General features: G+C 29.0%; 16 protein-coding genes and 1 other RNA gene. 5 read left to right on the top strand and 12 right to left on the bottom strand.

Annotated elements, in window-relative coordinates; all coding sequences use genetic code 11:
- Window positions 1–3 precede the first annotated feature (3 nt).
- The 4 genes from C7N41_RS04840 to C7N41_RS04825 are packed head-to-tail and all read right to left on the bottom strand — an operon-like array spanning window position 4 to window position 3,435.
- A complete protein-coding gene (locus C7N41_RS04840; protein WP_105964594.1) occupies window positions 4–912 on the bottom strand; it encodes an RluA family pseudouridine synthase in 909 nt (302 codons plus the stop codon).
- Complete coding sequence (lspA, locus tag C7N41_RS04835) at window positions 908–1,354, bottom strand: signal peptidase II (protein ID WP_105964785.1); 447 nt, start codon at window positions 1,352–1,354, stop codon at window positions 908–910. The genes C7N41_RS04840 and lspA overlap by 5 nt, the downstream gene beginning before the upstream one ends.
- Window positions 1,355–1,372: 18 nt before the next feature.
- Entirely contained in the window at window positions 1,373–3,028 is a 1,656-nt protein-coding gene (locus C7N41_RS04830; RefSeq protein WP_105964593.1) for a formate--tetrahydrofolate ligase, read from the bottom strand.
- Window positions 3,025–3,435, bottom strand: a complete 411-nt coding sequence (locus tag C7N41_RS04825) for an EbsA family protein (protein WP_105964592.1) — start codon at window positions 3,433–3,435, stop codon at window positions 3,025–3,027. The genes C7N41_RS04830 and C7N41_RS04825 overlap by 4 nt, the downstream gene beginning before the upstream one ends.
- 33 nt (window positions 3,436–3,468) lie before the next feature.
- Between C7N41_RS04825 and C7N41_RS04820 the strand changes: the two genes are divergently transcribed.
- Window positions 3,469–3,858 carry a ribonuclease HI family protein gene (locus tag C7N41_RS04820; protein WP_105964591.1) on the top strand — a complete coding sequence of 130 codons (390 nt, stop codon included), beginning with the start codon at window positions 3,469–3,471 and terminating at the stop codon, window positions 3,856–3,858.
- Here the strand turns inward: C7N41_RS04820 and C7N41_RS04815 are convergent.
- The 5 genes from C7N41_RS04815 to C7N41_RS04795 form a co-directional block, all read right to left on the bottom strand.
- A complete protein-coding gene (locus C7N41_RS04815; protein WP_105964590.1) occupies window positions 3,855–4,973 on the bottom strand; it encodes an NAD(P)/FAD-dependent oxidoreductase in 1,119 nt (372 codons plus the stop codon). The two genes, C7N41_RS04820 and C7N41_RS04815, sit on opposite strands and share 4 nt — an antisense overlap.
- 12 nt (window positions 4,974–4,985) lie before the next feature.
- A complete protein-coding gene (locus tag C7N41_RS04810) occupies window positions 4,986–6,119 on the bottom strand; it encodes a THUMP domain-containing class I SAM-dependent RNA methyltransferase (RefSeq protein WP_105964589.1) in 1,134 nt (377 codons plus the stop codon).
- Between the two features lie 83 nt (window positions 6,120–6,202).
- Window positions 6,203–6,583, bottom strand: an RNA gene (rnpB, locus tag C7N41_RS04805) — RNase P RNA component class B.
- A gap of 31 nt (window positions 6,584–6,614) precedes the next feature.
- Window positions 6,615–6,968, bottom strand: a complete 354-nt coding sequence (gene gpsB, locus C7N41_RS04800; RefSeq protein WP_105964588.1) for a cell division regulator GpsB — start codon at window positions 6,966–6,968, stop codon at window positions 6,615–6,617.
- A 70-nt stretch (window positions 6,969–7,038) separates the two neighbouring features.
- The gene (locus C7N41_RS04795) at window positions 7,039–7,605 is read right to left on the bottom strand and encodes a DUF1273 domain-containing protein (protein WP_105964587.1); all 567 of its coding nucleotides are present in this window, start codon (window positions 7,603–7,605) and stop codon (window positions 7,039–7,041) included.
- Window positions 7,606–7,706: 101 nt separating this feature from the next.
- On the opposite strand from C7N41_RS04795, the gene recU reads away from it, so the two are divergent.
- Both recU and C7N41_RS04785 read left to right on the top strand, forming a co-directional pair.
- Entirely contained in the window at window positions 7,707–8,345 is a 639-nt protein-coding gene (gene recU, locus C7N41_RS04790) for a Holliday junction resolvase RecU (RefSeq protein ID WP_105964586.1), read from the top strand.
- Window positions 8,345–10,423 carry a transglycosylase domain-containing protein gene (locus C7N41_RS04785; protein WP_105964585.1) on the top strand — a complete coding sequence of 693 codons (2,079 nt, stop codon included), beginning with the start codon at window positions 8,345–8,347 and terminating at the stop codon, window positions 10,421–10,423. The genes recU and C7N41_RS04785 overlap by 1 nt, the downstream gene beginning before the upstream one ends.
- Before the next feature lie 52 nt (window positions 10,424–10,475).
- On the opposite strand, the gene C7N41_RS04780 is transcribed toward C7N41_RS04785, so the two are convergent.
- Genes C7N41_RS04780 through C7N41_RS04770 form a run of 3 tightly spaced genes read right to left on the bottom strand, consistent with a single transcriptional unit; the run spans window position 10,476 to window position 14,386 of the window.
- Complete coding sequence (locus tag C7N41_RS04780; protein WP_105964584.1) at window positions 10,476–11,204, bottom strand: DnaD domain-containing protein; 729 nt, start codon at window positions 11,202–11,204, stop codon at window positions 10,476–10,478.
- Window positions 11,205–11,227: 23 nt separating this feature from the next.
- The gene (locus C7N41_RS04775) at window positions 11,228–11,731 is read right to left on the bottom strand and encodes a PepSY domain-containing protein (protein WP_105964583.1); all 504 of its coding nucleotides are present in this window, start codon (window positions 11,729–11,731) and stop codon (window positions 11,228–11,230) included.
- Between the two features lie 12 nt (window positions 11,732–11,743).
- Window positions 11,744–14,386 carry an exonuclease domain-containing protein gene (locus tag C7N41_RS04770; protein ID WP_105964582.1) on the bottom strand — a complete coding sequence of 881 codons (2,643 nt, stop codon included), beginning with the start codon at window positions 14,384–14,386 and terminating at the stop codon, window positions 11,744–11,746.
- 160 nt (window positions 14,387–14,546) lie between these two features.
- Here C7N41_RS04770 and mvk point away from each other — a divergent pair, with 160 nt between their 5' ends.
- Together mvk and mvaD are read left to right on the top strand one after the other, a co-directional pair.
- A complete protein-coding gene (gene mvk / locus C7N41_RS04765) occupies window positions 14,547–15,476 on the top strand; it encodes a mevalonate kinase (protein ID WP_105964581.1) in 930 nt (309 codons plus the stop codon).
- Between the two features lie 24 nt (window positions 15,477–15,500).
- Window positions 15,501–16,478, top strand: a complete 978-nt coding sequence (mvaD, locus tag C7N41_RS04760) for a diphosphomevalonate decarboxylase (RefSeq protein WP_105964580.1) — start codon at window positions 15,501–15,503, stop codon at window positions 16,476–16,478.
- The last annotated feature ends 10 nt before the right edge of the window (window positions 16,479–16,488 follow it).

Here is a 16,488-nt window from a genome sequence, read left to right as displayed (position 1 = left end):
TAGTTATTTTATACTATTTCTTAAATTATTAATTGTTTGTTTAAAAATTTTAGGTAATGGTGCATCAAATACCATTAATTTACCAGTCTTAGGATGTTTAAAGCCTAACTTAGCAGCATGTAAAAATTGGCCATTACCCTTAATTGTTTTTCTAGGTCCATATAAGGGATCGCCGACTAAGGGATGCCCAATATATTTCATATGGACTCTAATTTGATGGGTGCGCCCAGTTTCTAGTACACATGATACTAATGTATATTCACCTAATCTTTCCAAGACTTTAAAATGAGTTACAGCATGCTTACCATCATCTACAATAGCTTGTTTTTTGCGATCCTTTTTAGATCTTCCAATGGGCGCATCAATTTTACCTTTGTCTTCTTTAATATTTCCATGTACTAAAGCAACGTATTCTCGAATATTACTCTTGGCTTTTAATTGTTCTGATAATGATTTGTGGGCATCATTATTTTTAGCAATCATTAGTAATCCTGATGTGTCTTTGTCAATTCGATGAACAATTCCTGGCCTAAAAGTACCATTAATATTGGATAAAGGAGTATGAAATAATAATGCATTTACTAAAGTATGATCAGAATGACCAGGTGAAGGGTGCACAACCATCCCTTGTGGTTTATTCACAACCAAGACGTCATTATCCTCATAAACGATATCTAAAAGAATATTTTCTGGCTCTAAATTTAATGTTTTAGGTTCTGGGATATTAATAACTACATTATCCCCTTGTTTTAAATCATATTTTGGCTTTTTTAATTCATCGTTTACCTTTACCATTTGTTCTTCAATTAAATTTTTTGCTCTTGAACGACTAATATTATTAAAATGATTAGCAATTGATTTATCTAGTCTTTTATCATTTTTGGTTGCACAAAATTCAAGTTTATTTTTAATTTAAATCACCATCTCTTAATATTGCTATGAATAAAATTATAATTCCAATTGTAATGCATGAATCAGCAACATTAAAAACTGGAAAATTAATAAAGTCTAATTGCACCATATCTACAACATAGCCTTGAAATAATCGATCAATAAAGTTACCAATTATTCCTGATAATAAAATTACCAAGCTTATTTCATATACTTTTTTGTTCCTTAATTTATACATAAAATAACCAATTACCAATATTGCAACAATGCTAATTAAACTAAACAACCATTGTTGTCCTTGTAAAATACTCCAAGCTGCACCATTATTATGCAAATTAGTAAAAGATATTAACCCTGGAATTAAATTAGTAACATCATTTTCAGCAATATGAGTTGCAATTAAATATTTAGTAATTTGATCAGCACCAATTAAAACAATCATGCTCAATATAGCATAAAATATCGGCATTATAATTCTCCTTTAAAATAGTCCTTTAATTTTACCATCATTGTCGATGTCCATATCTAATGCGGCGGGATGAGTAGGCAATCCTGGCATCGTAAGAACTTTACCGGTTAAAGCAACTATAAATCCAGCCCCTAAGCGAGGTTGTAATTCTCTTACGTGAATAATGAAATTATTAGGCGCACCAAGTAATTTAGCATTATCAGTAAATGAATATTGTGTTTTTGCTATACATACAGGCATCTTATCCCAACCACGTTTTTTAATGGCCTTAAGTTGACTCTGAGCTTTAGAACTTAATTCAACGTTGGAACCACCATAAATATTTTTAACTACCTTATTAATTTTAGTTAATATATCATCATTTTTGTTATACAAAGGTTTAAAATCATGCTGTTCATCACAAGCTGCAACCAATTCATTAGCCAAATCAATAGCACCTTTGCCGCCTTTGGCCCACACATCGGTATTAATTGCTTTAACCCCTTGATCCTTAATATATTGATCTAATGCTTTCATTTCATTAATAGTATCGCTAGTAAATTTATTAATTGCTACAACAACTGGTTTACCATATTGCTTCATATTTTTAATATGGCGTCCTAGGTTATCAGCACCATTTAATAATGCCTCAACATTTTCATTGTCTAAATCATTTTTGTTAACGCCACCATTAAGCTTTAATGCACGAATTGTAGCAACAATAACAATTGCATCCGGGTTTTTACCAATTTTAGGCGCAGTAATGTCTAAGAACTTTTCTCCACCTAAGTCAGCCCCAAATCCAGCCTCAGTAATGGCATAATCGGCAGAATGAATGGCTGCTTTTGTGGCTAAAATACTATTACAACCATGGGCAATGTTAGCAAATGGTCCTCCATGAATAAATGCTGGGGTATGTTCTAGTGTTTGTACTAAGTTTGGTTTAATAGCATCTTTTAATAATAAAGCTAGTGCTCCAGTAACACCTAAGTCATTTACTGTTATTGGTTCTTTGTCATAAGTATATGCAATTAAAATTTTTCCCAATTTATTTTTCAAGTCTTTTAAATCATTACTTAAACATAAAACAGCCATAATTTCGCTAGCTACTGTAATATCAAAACCATCTTCACGTGGAACACCAGAAGTACGTCCACCTAATCCAACAATTGCGTGACGCAATTCACGGTCATTAATATCTACTACACGTTTCCATTCGACCTGTCTAGGATCGATATTTAATTGGTTGCCATGATGAATATGATTATCAATTAATGCAGATAAAGTATCATGAGCTTCGGTAATGGCTGGAAAGTCACCAGTGAAAAATAAATTAATATCCTCCATTGGAGCTACTTGAGCATATCCACCACCAGTAGCACCACCTTTGATTCCCATAACTGGTCCTAATGAAGGTTCTCTTAAAGCAATTGCACAATTCTTATTAATTTGATTGAAAGCATCCCCTAAACCAATAGTTAGAGTGGTCTTACCTTCTCCAGCAGCGGTTGGATTGATTGATGTTACTAAAATTAATTTACCATCTTTTTGTTTTTTGATTGGTAAATTAATTTTTGCTTTGTAATCTCCATAGTTTTCAATATCTTTTTCAGACAAGCCTAACTTTTTGGCAATTAAGTTAATTTTTTCTAGTTTAGTTGATTGTGAAATTTCAATGTCTGTTTTCATGGATTGTGCAACTCCTTTATCCTTTTTTTGCTAATTATACTATTTAGTTCAATAATTGAGTTAACTGGTAATAAAAACTCATGTTTCTTATTATTAATTATGATAATAGCACGATGTTTTGTGAATCTGTAATCATCAATATCATCAATGCTAATTTTAATCCATCTTGGATTTAGTAATCTACCAATTGTGATTTGATTTTTTTCAATAGTTATTTTACGAAATGACAGTTGAAAAATAGAAAATAGCAAAAATATTATAAAGAAGAATAATGTTATTTGCTGAAAATGAGTTACTTCAAGCCAGAATATTATCCCTACAAATAGTAAGGCAAATGTCCAACTCCATGTAATTATGGATGAAAGTATTCCTGGTTGATATAAAAATGTTCGTTTTTGAGTTATCATAGAAAAACACCTTCTTATAGGAGAAATTATATTATGTTTAAATTATACACTGATGCAGCTACTATGAACAAATCTGGTGATAGTTCTGGTGGAATTCTTATAATTCACGATAAAAATCAAAGGCAAATTAAAACTAAATTAAATGCCAAAAACAATCATAGTGCGGAGTTTGAAGCATGTTTAATTGGTTTTAAAAAAATCAAAGAAATCGCAAAGCAAAATGAAACAATCATTTATTATACTGATAGCAAGATAGTTTATGAAAGTTTAGAAAAACGTTATGCAAAACATTATCAGCCACAATTAGATAAAATTTTGTTATTACAAGATTCATTTTCATTAGTTATAAATAATTGGATTTCTGATAAAAAAAATGAAGGTGCTCACAATTTAGCGCAGCAAGCCCTTCATTCTTTTTACTAATTAATTTTAATGTAATTTTCAATTGGCTTACGGTATTGGTCTAAATCAATGTTGTTTTTATCTACAATACTTTGAGCTAATAATTTACCAATTAATGGACCGGTTGTTAATCCAGATGATCCAAGTCCACCACCAACTAATATATTTTCATATTGTGGGATGTTGCCAAAAAATGGTGCAAAATCAGAAGTGTATGCTCTAGTACCTACTTTTATTTTAACCAAATTTTCTTGATTTAAACCATCTACTAATCGATTGGCACTAGCTAGTAAATCATCAATAACTTCACTTGTTGGTTGTAAATCAAAACCTTTGTCATTTTCATGAGTAGCACCAACAATTAATTTACCATTACTAACTGGAATGAAATCTCTTTCGCCCTCAGGCATTAACACTGGCATATCGGCATTTGAATGTATACTATTTGTTGATAATTCGATTAATTGTCCTTTTTGTGCTCTTACGTCGACTTCTAATGGTAAATTAGATAAAGTGTTTTTCATCCATGCACCAGTTGCTATAATGATGTAATCATATTCAATGGAATCTTGTTCTAATTGAATTTTTCCTTCATCATTAATGGCAACTTTTTTGTTTACAATTTTTAAGTTATTTGATTGAGCAATATTTTTTAAATGTTTGGAAAACCTTCCACCGTCAATTCTTGCTCCACCGGTTACCAATACTCCTGGTAAAGATTTAGTTAATAAGGGGATTTTACTTTTAACTTCGTTAGCATTTAACTTGAAAACATCCCCAATGGTTTTTGTTTCTTTAGTTCTAACCAAAGCTTTTTGATATAAATCATTTAGTTTATCTTGATTATCCCTAGTAATAATTGTTCCACATTGATCATATATATCTTTAGACATATCAGTTTCTTTAGCAATATCAGATAATAAAGTTGCTCCATCACGAGCAAGATTGTACCATTTTTTATTTCTACGCTTGGATAACCATGGTGAAATTATCCCGGCAGCCGCCTTAGTAGCCTGACCTTTACCATCATCATACATAGTTACATTAAATTCATGTTTATGATCTAACTTACTTAAATAATATGCAGCAGTAGATCCTACAATTCCTCCACCGATAATTGCAATATTCTTTTTCAAGTTTTTCACCTTTTACTTTCTAATTTTATGACCCCAAAATTGGAAATAATCGGTCCTCAATGATCCGTTATAAAGTTTTCTAGTTTTAGTGGCCTTTTGTCCATATGATTTATCGAACTCTAAATCACTAGTTAAGAAGTATTTTGACCAACTATCCATAGGTCTAAATACTTTTCCTAGATCTTTATATAATTTTATTACGCTAGCTTTATCACTTAATCTTTCACCATATGGAGGGTTAGATACAACCACTCCATTAATTTTATCTGTTTTAAAATCTTGCACAGCAAGTTGTTTAAATTGAATATCATGTAGCAAGCCCACTTCTTGTGCGTTCACTTTTGCGGCATCAATTAAATTACCGTCTACATCTGATGCCATAATATCAATTTCTTTATCATAATCAGCTTTACTATCTGCTTCATCACGGATTGTAGATACCATGTCATTATCTACCCATTCCCATTTTTCACAAGAGAAATCACGATTAAATCCAGGAGCAATGTTTCTAGCCATTAGCGCTGCTTCGATAGGGATGGTTCCAGAACCACACATTGGATCTAAGAAAGGCATATCTGGATACCAGTTAGTTAGTAAAATTAATGCGGCTGCCATATTTTCTTTTAATGGAGCTGGTCCTTTTGCCACACGGTATCCACGTTTAAATAGACTTTCTCCAGTAGTATCTAGAGTTACAATAACATGATCTTTATTAATTCTAGTTTCTAAACTATAAAGTGCGCCAGTTTCTGGAAGACGTGTACGACGATGGTAAGTTTCGCTTAATTTATTTACAACCGCTTTCTTAGCAATTGATTGGACATCCGGAACACTATGTAATGTAGAATTATGTGAACGACCATTCATTGGGAATTGTGCATCCATTGGCAACAATTTATCCCATGGTAATTGTTTGATATTTTGGAAAAGATCTTCAAAAGTTTTAGCATTAAATTCACCTACAATGATTTCAATACGATCAGCCGTTCTAAGCCATAAATTAGCTTTAATAATATCTTCAATTGAACCTTCGAATCTTACACGACCGTTTTCAACTTGAGTTTCATATCCTAGATCACGTAATTCTCTACCAACAAGGGCTTCAATCCCAGCTGCACAAGTTGCCATTAATTTAAATTTTTTCATTTATATTACCTCTTATTAAAAATATAATTTTAAGTATAAAAAAGAGTGGAAGAAAACTTCCACTCGTCCTGAATGGTGTACATCCCTGTAAGCCATGTTTTGTGCTTCAAAATTAAGTCAGGCCTTTAAAATTTTGAAGTAGTAATCATCTATCTCAGAAACATAAGTTTCTCCCCCACACTTGGTTCAATTTCCGTGTGTGAAGCTCCCCTACCAAAGTTTGGGTTTCCCGCTCGAGGGGTTTACCGCGTTCCACCAATATTGTTTCCAATATTGTATCGTCACTGTGGCACTTTCAGAAGTACTAAAGCATAGATAAATCCTTAGCTTTTTTCCTTCGCCATTACTACATAAGTAGTCCCCCGGCTTATTTTTTCACCGAGCACGAACACTACAAGCATCGCAGCTTGTGCGAGAGTGGACTTTCCTCAGCCAACTTAAGTTGGCCGCGATTACTCAGGATATACACCAATTCTATACAATTTTAATGGTTAATTAGTTAGATCCAAAGACTCTCATTTCTAAGTTAGAAACTCGTTTCAATAAGTCTGCTTCAACACTATTAACCTGCTCATGATTAGATGGTTGTGGATTATTAGCAGCAAATTCTGCTGATCTTTGATTAAATTGATAACTATTTTGGTTATTAATTTGACCTTCTAGATCTTTAATTTCTTCTTTTAGTTTTTCATTTTCTTCTTTTAGATCACTAAAGTTTTTATCAAAGCTTTGATAATCTTTAATTACACTATCTAAAAATGTATCAACATCATTAGGATCATACCCACGCATTTTTTGCTTAAATTCTTTTTGCAAAATATCTTTAGGGGTATATTGAATATTATTCATATTTCACACCTCATATCTGAAATAATCACGAACAAATATTATCTTAACACATTATTCAATTATTTCAAATCTATTCTTCAAAGTTTTTTCTACTATTTTCATATTCAGTTGCAGCTTCTTGTAAATCATCAAAGTCAATCATTCTTAAATCATAATCATTGTGATCTGAATATTGTTTGATTTGATTGTAATCATATTTAGTTTTACCCTCATAATCTAAATCATATATTAATAACGCTTTATCTGTGTGCGTTAACATAAATTTTTGATATGCTTTTAATTGTATTGGTGATTTATATGGTTCATTAGAAACGCTAGCTGAAAAATCAGAATTTTGGATACATTTTTGTAACGACATTTTATTATCATCATTCCATTGTTCGCCAAATTTTTGAAATGGTAGCATAACAGATGTTTTAAACTCATCTGGATATTCTGTTTTAAGTTGATTTGCAACCTCGACACTCCATTGCTCTATGCCTAATTGTCCACCAGTGATTATCCAATCAACACCATCCATAATTTCTTGTGATAAATTATCCTTAATTACTTTATCGATTACAGTCTTCTTTGGATCATTATTTTTGAAAATTCCCAATTCATAGCTTCTATATCCAGTTATCCATAGTCTACTCAATTTTTTTCACTTCCTAGGTTATTAAGATTTTTGTACTAATGGTATAATGTTGTTAATTAAAATTTGAATTATAATTATATATTAAATGAAAGGTGGTAATAATGGCAATTCATTATCCTAATGGTTCATCTTATAAAGTTTCTACTAATAAATCTTTAAAGAAGAATCATAATGAACAACATTCTCATCATAAACTAACTATTTATGGTGATCGTGGGATGACCCTTGAACAGGAAATTAATGACAGCAATAATTATTATCTTCATAAAAATATAGCTGTGATTCATAAGAAACCCACTCCTGTTCAAATTGTTAAAGTTGATTATCCTAAGCGTAGTGCTGCTGTGATTAAGGAAGCTTATTTTAGAAAAGCTTCTACTACCGATTATAATGGGGTTTACCGTGGAAAATATATTGATTTTGATGCGAAAGAAACCAAAAATAAAACTTCTTTTCCATTAGCTAATTTTCATAAACATCAAGTTGAACATATGCGACAATGTGTACAACAAGGTGGCCTTTGTTTTGCACTTATTAAATTCGTTCAAACAGATGAGCTATTTTTATTTAAGGCCACTGATTTATTTACATATTGGGACAATCAATTTAATGGTGGAAAAAAATCAATAAAAAAGGATATAATTAAAAAACTGGGTATTAATATTCAATATTCACTAAATCCTACTATTCCCTATTTAAGAGCAGTAGACAAGTTATTAAATAGTAAAGGAGAATCATAATGTCACAAAAGGATTCAAAAGATAATACGCGTGTACAGCGTAATCAGGGTAAGTATAAAAAGAGTCGTGCTGGTAAAATAATAAAAAGAACTATTTTAGGTGTTTTAGCCTTTGTTTCTTTAATGATTATTATTGGAACTGGAGTATTTGCATATTATGCATCTAGTGCTCCTAAGATAACTTATAATTCTTTGTCCAGTGATAATTCAACTAAAATTTATGATAACTCTAATCATGTAATTTATAGAATGGGCGCTCAAAATCGAGATTATGTTAAATCTAAAGATATCCCTAAAAGGTTAAAAGATGCTGTCGTTTCAATTGAAGATAGACGTTTTTATAAGCATCATGGAGTTGATCCTATTAGAATTTTAGGAGCATCACTTGCTAATATAAAATCTAATAATGGTCTTCTTCAAGGTGGCTCCACTTTAACTCAACAATTGGTTAAATTATCTGTGTTTTCTACTAATATTAAAGATCGTACTAAAGAGCGTAAAGCACAAGAAGCTTGGTTAGCTTTACAAGTAGAAAGAAAATATTCTAAACAAAAGATACTCGAATTCTACATTAACAAGGTTTATATGGGAGGAAATGGTTCTAGCAATGTTTATGGTATGCAAACTGCTTCTGAATATTATTATGGTAAGAAGTTAAACAAGCTTTCATTAGCTCAAACTGCTATGCTAGCAGGAATGCCTCAAGCACCAGTATCTTATAATCCATACAATTATCCAAAATTAGCTAAAGAAAGAAGAGATACTGTCTTAGATGCAATGGCAAGTAATAATGCTATTACAGCTAAACAAGCCAATGCAGCTAAAAATGAAAGTATCAAAAACGGTTTAACTCATAATCATAAAACTAATGATTTAACTAATGTGAATGAAAAATACGTTGATTCATATGTTGGCAAAGTTATACAAGAATTAAAATCCCGTGGTTATAATCCTCAATCTGGATTAAGTGTTCATACTAATTTAGATTTATCTGCACAAAAGAAATTGTATGATTTAGCTAATAATGATAATCGTGTAGGATTCCCTAATGATACTATGCAAGTTGGAGCAACTTTAGTAGATCCAAAAACTGGTGCTGTTAATGCAATGATTGGTAGTCGTAAAACTGATATTCAATTTGGATTAAATCGAGCTGTTCAAACAGACAGATCTAGTGGTTCTACTGCCAAGCCCCTTATGGATTATGGCCCTGCTCTTGAATATTTGAATTATCCAACTTACCAATTAGTTCATGATACTCCATACACTTATCCAGGAACTAATGTACAATTAAAGGATTTTGATTATCGTTATCAAGGAACTATTACTATGCGCAAAGCTTTAGCTGAATCTAGAAATATTCCAGCTATTAGGACGTTGCAAAATGTGGGAATTAATAATGCTACTAGATTCTTATCTTCATTGGGGATGAATTTTAATAGCACTCTTAACCTACAAAATGGTATTGGGCTTTACATTTCTCCGGAACAAGAAGCTGCTGCTTATGCTGCCTTTGCCAATAATGGTACTTATCACAAACCTTACTTGATTAATCGAGTTGTTACCCCAGATAATGTATCTCACAATATTTCATCAAATGGAGTTCAAGCTATGTCACCTTCTACAGCATTTATGATGAATTATATGCTTAAGGGTGTTATGAACTTGCCTTATGGTTCAGGAACCGAAGCTAAAGTTCCAGGACTGTATGAAGCTGGAAAAACTGGTACTACTCAATATCCTGAGGGAACATATCAAGGTTACTTACCTTCTTATGCAGTTATGGATTCATGGTTTACTGGATACACTCCAAACTATTCCTTATCTGTATGGACAGGATATGATCACCAATTCCAAACAGGTAATTATATGAATGCTGCACAAACAGCAATTGCTCAAAAGATATATAAATACGAAATGCAGTACATTTCTCAGAACAAACCTAATGAAGATTGGGTCAAACCTAACGATGTTACATCTGTTAAATCAAATGGATTAAATGAATACTTTAAGAATGGTCATCAATCTATTCAAAATGATTCAACCACTAATAGTAAATTTAATACTGCATCCAGATAAACAATAAATAAAAAAAAGCCCGTATCTATTATTTAATAGATACGGGCTTTTTTTATTTATCCAATTTTATTATAGGTATTTTAAAGTCATCATTATTGTTTGATTTATTATTTCTTGACTTATTATGACTTTCCCGCTTATTTCTCATATTTTCAACATCAGCAGGAGTTCTAATATTAGACTTATTCCAATTGATCAATATTCTATCAATGTATTTTAAACTATAAACTTGATTTAATACAGCTTCTCTTAAGGCAAGTGAAATTAATTTAGTATCATACTTATCTTTATCTATCCAAGCACTTATTTCTTCCAGTTCCATTGGAGAAAGTGGCCTACCGAATTCAGATTCAATTTGTTTAAATACATTTTTTCTTTCAGTTGCAGTCATATTATTTTCTTTATTAGTATTTTCTGCAACCTTATCTTTATGATTAATATCATCAGATACATCACTTAATTGACTTAATTTGTCGTACATTAATTCAAAATCATATACATCAAATGAATGTCCATTTTTATTCTTTAATGTTTTAATTCGCATTATTTTTTTCTGAATTAGTTCATGCAATATCTCATATGCTTTATTTTTAGAGAATCCTGTAGCATTAATAATAATTTCTATATCTGGTAAATAATTTCCCATATCAATGTTTCTTTTAATTTGCAAATACATAATTAGTTCGTCACTATTCATTCCTATTTTTGTATAATTTTTTAATAAATAGTTAGAAATACTAGTTTGTCCTGACTGTAACAACAATTTTGCAAATCGATCCATAAATATATCACCTTATTTCATAATTACACATTAGAAATTGATTGTATAACTTTTCCATTTTTTAAATCAATAGTTATATAGCACAATTTATTTTTATTATCAAAATAACTAACTAACCACGCAGGTTTATTGTTAAATAAAGTTGGTGCTGTACTAATAAGCTTGTTGATATTAATTCTATTATTAGCAATATTAGTTGCAGACTCTTGAGAAATAGTATCCTTTAATGGGACGATGTTGATATCACCAGTTTTTTTATCGATAATGACATAATTTTCATTTTGATATTTATCTTTACCTTGAATGGTATAATAGGTTCTATTTAAATCAGACATAAAGAATTTATCAAATTTAACTATTTTAGCTTTTTTTTCAGCAATACCTTTAGCCTGACTTTTTGCATTAGCTAAAGGTTGACGTGCCCATAAAAAGAAACCTATTATAATTAAAATAATAATAAATATTAAAAATATAATCCATTTATAACTTTTCTTAATATATTTAACGTTTACGGATGGTATTTTCAATTTACTAACCTCCTAGAAATTATTAAATGTTCTTATTTCGTTTTTACTATCTATTTTAAACATTTTTATATGATTAGAAATCATATTTTTAAGAGATTTAATACTATTTTCATTAATTAATGAAAAGTCATTTATTAAAATAACCCCTTTATTATTCGATAGATGGATAATATGTTTAATAGAATTTTTAATCATAAGATTATATAAATCTGTTAAATTACTATTTTCATTATACATATCATTAGAATTTATGCTTTGAACTATTAAACGATTTATTGATTTATTTATATTTCTTATAGACATAAATAAATAATAATTACCAATAATTGTTGCACCCTTTGAATTGGTAAATTTTTTAATTATTTTATCCTTATTCCCATTAATTTTTTGACATAACACTAATAAACTATCGTTTCCATTTTTCTTTATATTTTCATAAATTTCATCTATTTTTTCTTGAGTATTTGCCATAATAAATGTGTTATTATTTTCAAGATCTAACGTGTTTAAATCTATTTCTTGTTTGTTGTTATTGTAAAAAATCTTATAATCATTGTTTAAATTAGTCTGGTATGAACTTTTGATCATACTTGTATTATTATTATTCAACTCGAGTTTGTTTAAAATAAATTCTGATTTGTCTGATGAATAAATTGCAGTATCCATGAATAAAATATTATTAAACAAATTATAAATTTTGTTTTTTAATAAATCATCGTTTTGAATTAATCCACCTACTAAAGTACTATTATCAGCATTTTTATCTACATTTAAATAATTTTGGAAAGTTACTTTTTTGTCCATATAAACGAGATTTTTAATTAATAAAATATTATTATTAAAGAATTTATTAAGATTAAAAATACGGTCGTTAAAAGTTGTTATAATAGCTTTTTCACTACTCTTTAAGGTGTCATTGCTTTTAATAATCTTTTTAGATAATGATCTTATTTGCTTAATTAATGAAGACTGTTTATCAATATATTCTTTATTATGTTTAATAAAATTAACAAGCTCAATATTGTTAATTGGATTTTTAAAGCCTTTTTTTAAGGTAATAAAGTTTCGCTTATTTATAAATGATTCTTCGAAACTCTTTTGTAGTTTCAATGAATAATTTTCATATTCTTTAATTAAAGAGTCTATATTTTGTACTAATTTTATAGCTGATTTATCATCCTTAAAAATATCATATAAATTTTGATTATGGGTTTGATATAAAAGATATTGAGCATGACGAATTAAAATATTGTTTTGATTAATTTTAAAATTAACACGATAATGCTTTAATATTTGTTTATTGAAATCAACAGCATCTTTTATAACTAAGTATGGTTTATATTTTGCTAGCATATGACGATTATTGTATAAATATTCATGTGAAATAATTACTACATTTGAATTATTAAAATCATTCTTTAATTTATTCATGTAGTAACCCTTGTTATTAGTATTACCAATAGTTTTTAGGAACACATTTTGATCATTTTTCATATCCAAATTTAGCTCATGTAGATCACCAGTTTTAGTGAAAGTTAACCAAATTAAAATTTTACATTTTAAAAATTCTGTTTGTTTAGAATTACTTTTAATGTTTAAGGCATCTCTAAATTTATTTAGATCTATATAATCATCTATTGAATGTAAAACTAACTTTTTAAAATTATTTTTTGTTATTTTATTAATTCTATTAATTGTTTTAGATAAATCTTCATGAACTGAATGTTTATGAACGGCAACAACTATTTTATTTTCATTATTTAATAAATGTACTAAAGGAAATAAGAATCCTAAATCATAATCTAACTCATTATTTTGTTCTACCAATAAATTTTTTGAATTATCACTGTTTTTATAATTATCATAAATAGAATTCATAAGTTTACTTTCTTCAGAATTCCATTTATATACTCCATTGAATATGTTTTTTTGTTTACCTTTACTCTCAGGATAATTTATTTTTCTTATTTTCAATCTTTCTTTATATTGAATTTTTCTTATTTTTAGTCGATTAATATCCAATAACTTGTCATTAAACATATCTACATTATTCTTATATGCATATTTAAAAACATCGATTGTATTTTTAGGCAATGTTGGATTTATTGATATTAATTGCTTAATAGTTTTTTTAGGAATCTTTTCAATTTGATTAAATAAAATTATTAATAATTTTGCTGTAGCAAAAGCATCACTACTAGAAGAATGAGGATGTTGATGTAAAATGTTTAAATTTTGACTTAGGTCAATTAGTCGATAACTTTTTTCTGTTGGTAATAATAATTGACTTAAAGTAACAGTATCAATTGCCATGTTATCCATCATTTTTTGACCTGCTCTATCCAATTCTTTATTAATAAATGGAAAATCAAAATCTACATTATGAGCAACAAAGACAGTATCTTTTAGCAATGAAGAAATTTTACTTGCAAATTCATTAAAAGTAGGAGCATTTTTAACTAATTCATTTGTGATGCCTGTTAACTTTGTTATGTCGCTAGGTATATCCATTTCTGGATTTATAAATGAATTAAACGATCCAATAATATTTTTATTTTTAACAAATGTACAACTAAATTGGATTATACGATTGTCGTTCGATTGACTAGTTCCAGTAGTTTCAATATCTACTACTGAAAAAATTGTACTACTCATTATTGTATCCACCAATCTTTGCTTTAATCATTAATATTAATGATACTACATTTTACCAATTATTATCTATTTTTTAAGCAACTCAAATAAATAATTTAAGTTATTTTTATTATATTAATTATATGATAATATTATTATCGAGAGAAAGTGAGCGATAACATTGACAAAACAAGCTTTTGGTAAAAGTCATGCCAAAATAATTTTAATGGGTGAACATAGTGTGGTATATAATCAACCAGCTATTGCTCTCCCTATTCCTAAGATAGAATTAAAAATTAAAATTAATGAAATAGATGCTGGTCAATTATTAAATAGTAAATATTATATTGGCCCTATTCAAAAGGTTCCAAATGATTTATTAGGAATTAAAAATTTAGTTAACACTATTTTGACAAAAATTAATAAAACAGATGAATCCTTTGAAATGACAATTGATAGCGAAATTCCTTCTGAAAGAGGAATGGGATCATCAGCAGCAACATCGATTGCAATTATAAGAGCTTTATATAATTACTTTGATACCAATATTAGTAAAGAAGAACTACTGAAGTTAAGTGATGTTGAAGAAACCATTACACATGGTAATCCTTCAGGATTAGACAGTGCCACTACTGGAGCTGATAATCCAGTATGGTTTATTAGAAACGACACATTAGAAGAAATCAATTTTAATTTAAATGCAACACTAGTGATTGCAGATTCAGGTATTAAGGGTCGTACTGATATTGCAATTAATTATGTTAAACAGCAACTTATAAATGATAATAAAAGAACACAAAAATCAATAAATAAGATTGGTAAGTTGGTAACAAAAGCTAGACAAGACATTGAAAAAAATAATCCAGAAGAATTAGGAATATTAATGTCTGAAAATCAAAAAGAATTAAAGAATTTAAAAATAAGTAATTCTAAAATAGATGAGTTAGTTGAGATTGCTAATATAAATGGTTCATTAGGAACCAAATTAACTGGTAGTGGTCTTGGTGGATGTATTATAGCTTTAGCTAGAAATGATAATGAAGCGGAATCAATAGCTAATGCTTTAACTAAAGCCGGTGCTTTAGATACTTGGATTCAACCTTTTAAATAATTAATTCTATGGAGAAATTAAAATATGTCATTAGATAATAACCCTATTACTGCAAGAGCACATACTAACATTGCTTTGGTTAAATATTGGGGGAAAAAAGATGAAAAATTAATTATTCCCAATAATAGTAGTATTTCATTAACTTTAGACGAGTTTTATACTGAAACAACCGTTAATTTTGATGATAATTTACATCAAGATACTATGTATTTAGATAATAAAAAAGTTGATAGTATAAAATCTATTACTAATTTTATGGATATAGTTAGAAACTTATCCAATATAAATAAGTTTGCTAAAATTATTTCTTATAATCACGTTCCTACTTCAGCAGGCCTAGCATCTTCAGCTTCTGGTTTTGCAGCTTTAGCTGCTGCTGCTAGTAAAGCAGCGGGATTAAATTTAAATAATACAGATCTTTCTAAACTAGCAAGACGCGGTTCAGGTTCTGCTACTAGATCTATATACGGAGGATTTGCTGAATGGAAAAAAGGCACAAATGATAAAAATTCATATGCTGTCAGTATCCAGAATCCTGTTAAAATGGATATAAATATGATTGCAATTATCTTAGATAATCAACCCAAAAAAATTAGTAGTAGAAAAGGAATGAAGATATCTGTTAATACTTCTCCTTACTATACTGCTTGGGAAAAACAAACCACAAAAGATCTTGAAACAGTTAAGGATGCAATTTATAATAATGATTTTACTGCTCTAGGAAAAACAGCCGAATTAAATTCTATGCGTATGCATTCTTTGACTCTTAGTTCTGACCCTTCTTATCTCTATTTAAATAAAGATAGTCTTTTAGTTATAAATCATATAAAAGCACTAAGAGATAAAGGCATTGAATGTTATTACACTATGGATGCTGGCCCTAATGTTAAAATAATTTGTCAAAGTAAAAATATTAAAAAAATTAAGTCTGAATTACTTCAATCATTTGATGAAGAAAAGATAAAGATATCTAAGCCCGGTGAAGGCATTAAATATTTATAATTGGATTATT

The sequence above is a fragment of the Apilactobacillus micheneri genome (genome assembly GCF_002993975.1).
In the GTDB taxonomy this organism is placed as follows: domain Bacteria; phylum Bacillota; class Bacilli; order Lactobacillales; family Lactobacillaceae; genus Apilactobacillus; species Apilactobacillus micheneri.
This window is presented reverse-complemented; position numbering and strand designations above follow the sequence as displayed.

Bases quoted from the DNA above. Each gene is read 5' to 3' on its own strand.
- C7N41_RS04830 (WP_105964593.1), bottom strand. From the start codon at position 3,028: ATGAAAACAGACATTGAAATTTCACAATCAACTAAACTAGAAAAAATT.
- C7N41_RS04825 (WP_105964592.1), bottom strand. From the start codon at position 3,435: ATGATAACTCAAAAACGAACATTTTTATATCAACCAGGAATACTTTCA.
- C7N41_RS04820 (WP_105964591.1), top strand. From the start codon at position 3,469: ATGTTTAAATTATACACTGATGCAGCTACTATGAACAAATCTGGTGAT.
- C7N41_RS04810 (WP_105964589.1), bottom strand. From the start codon at position 6,119: ATGAAAAAATTTAAATTAATGGCAACTTGTGCAGCTGGGATTGAAGCC.
- gpsB (WP_105964588.1), bottom strand. From the start codon at position 6,968: ATGAATAATATTCAATATACCCCTAAAGATATTTTGCAAAAAGAATTT.
- recU (WP_105964586.1), top strand. From the start codon at position 7,707: ATGGCAATTCATTATCCTAATGGTTCATCTTATAAAGTTTCTACTAAT.
- C7N41_RS04785 (WP_105964585.1), top strand. From the start codon at position 8,345: ATGTCACAAAAGGATTCAAAAGATAATACGCGTGTACAGCGTAATCAG.
- C7N41_RS04780 (WP_105964584.1), bottom strand. From the start codon at position 11,204: ATGGATCGATTTGCAAAATTGTTGTTACAGTCAGGACAAACTAGTATT.
- C7N41_RS04770 (WP_105964582.1), bottom strand. From the start codon at position 14,386: ATGAGTAGTACAATTTTTTCAGTAGTAGATATTGAAACTACTGGAACT.
- mvaD (WP_105964580.1), top strand. From the start codon at position 15,501: ATGTCATTAGATAATAACCCTATTACTGCAAGAGCACATACTAACATT.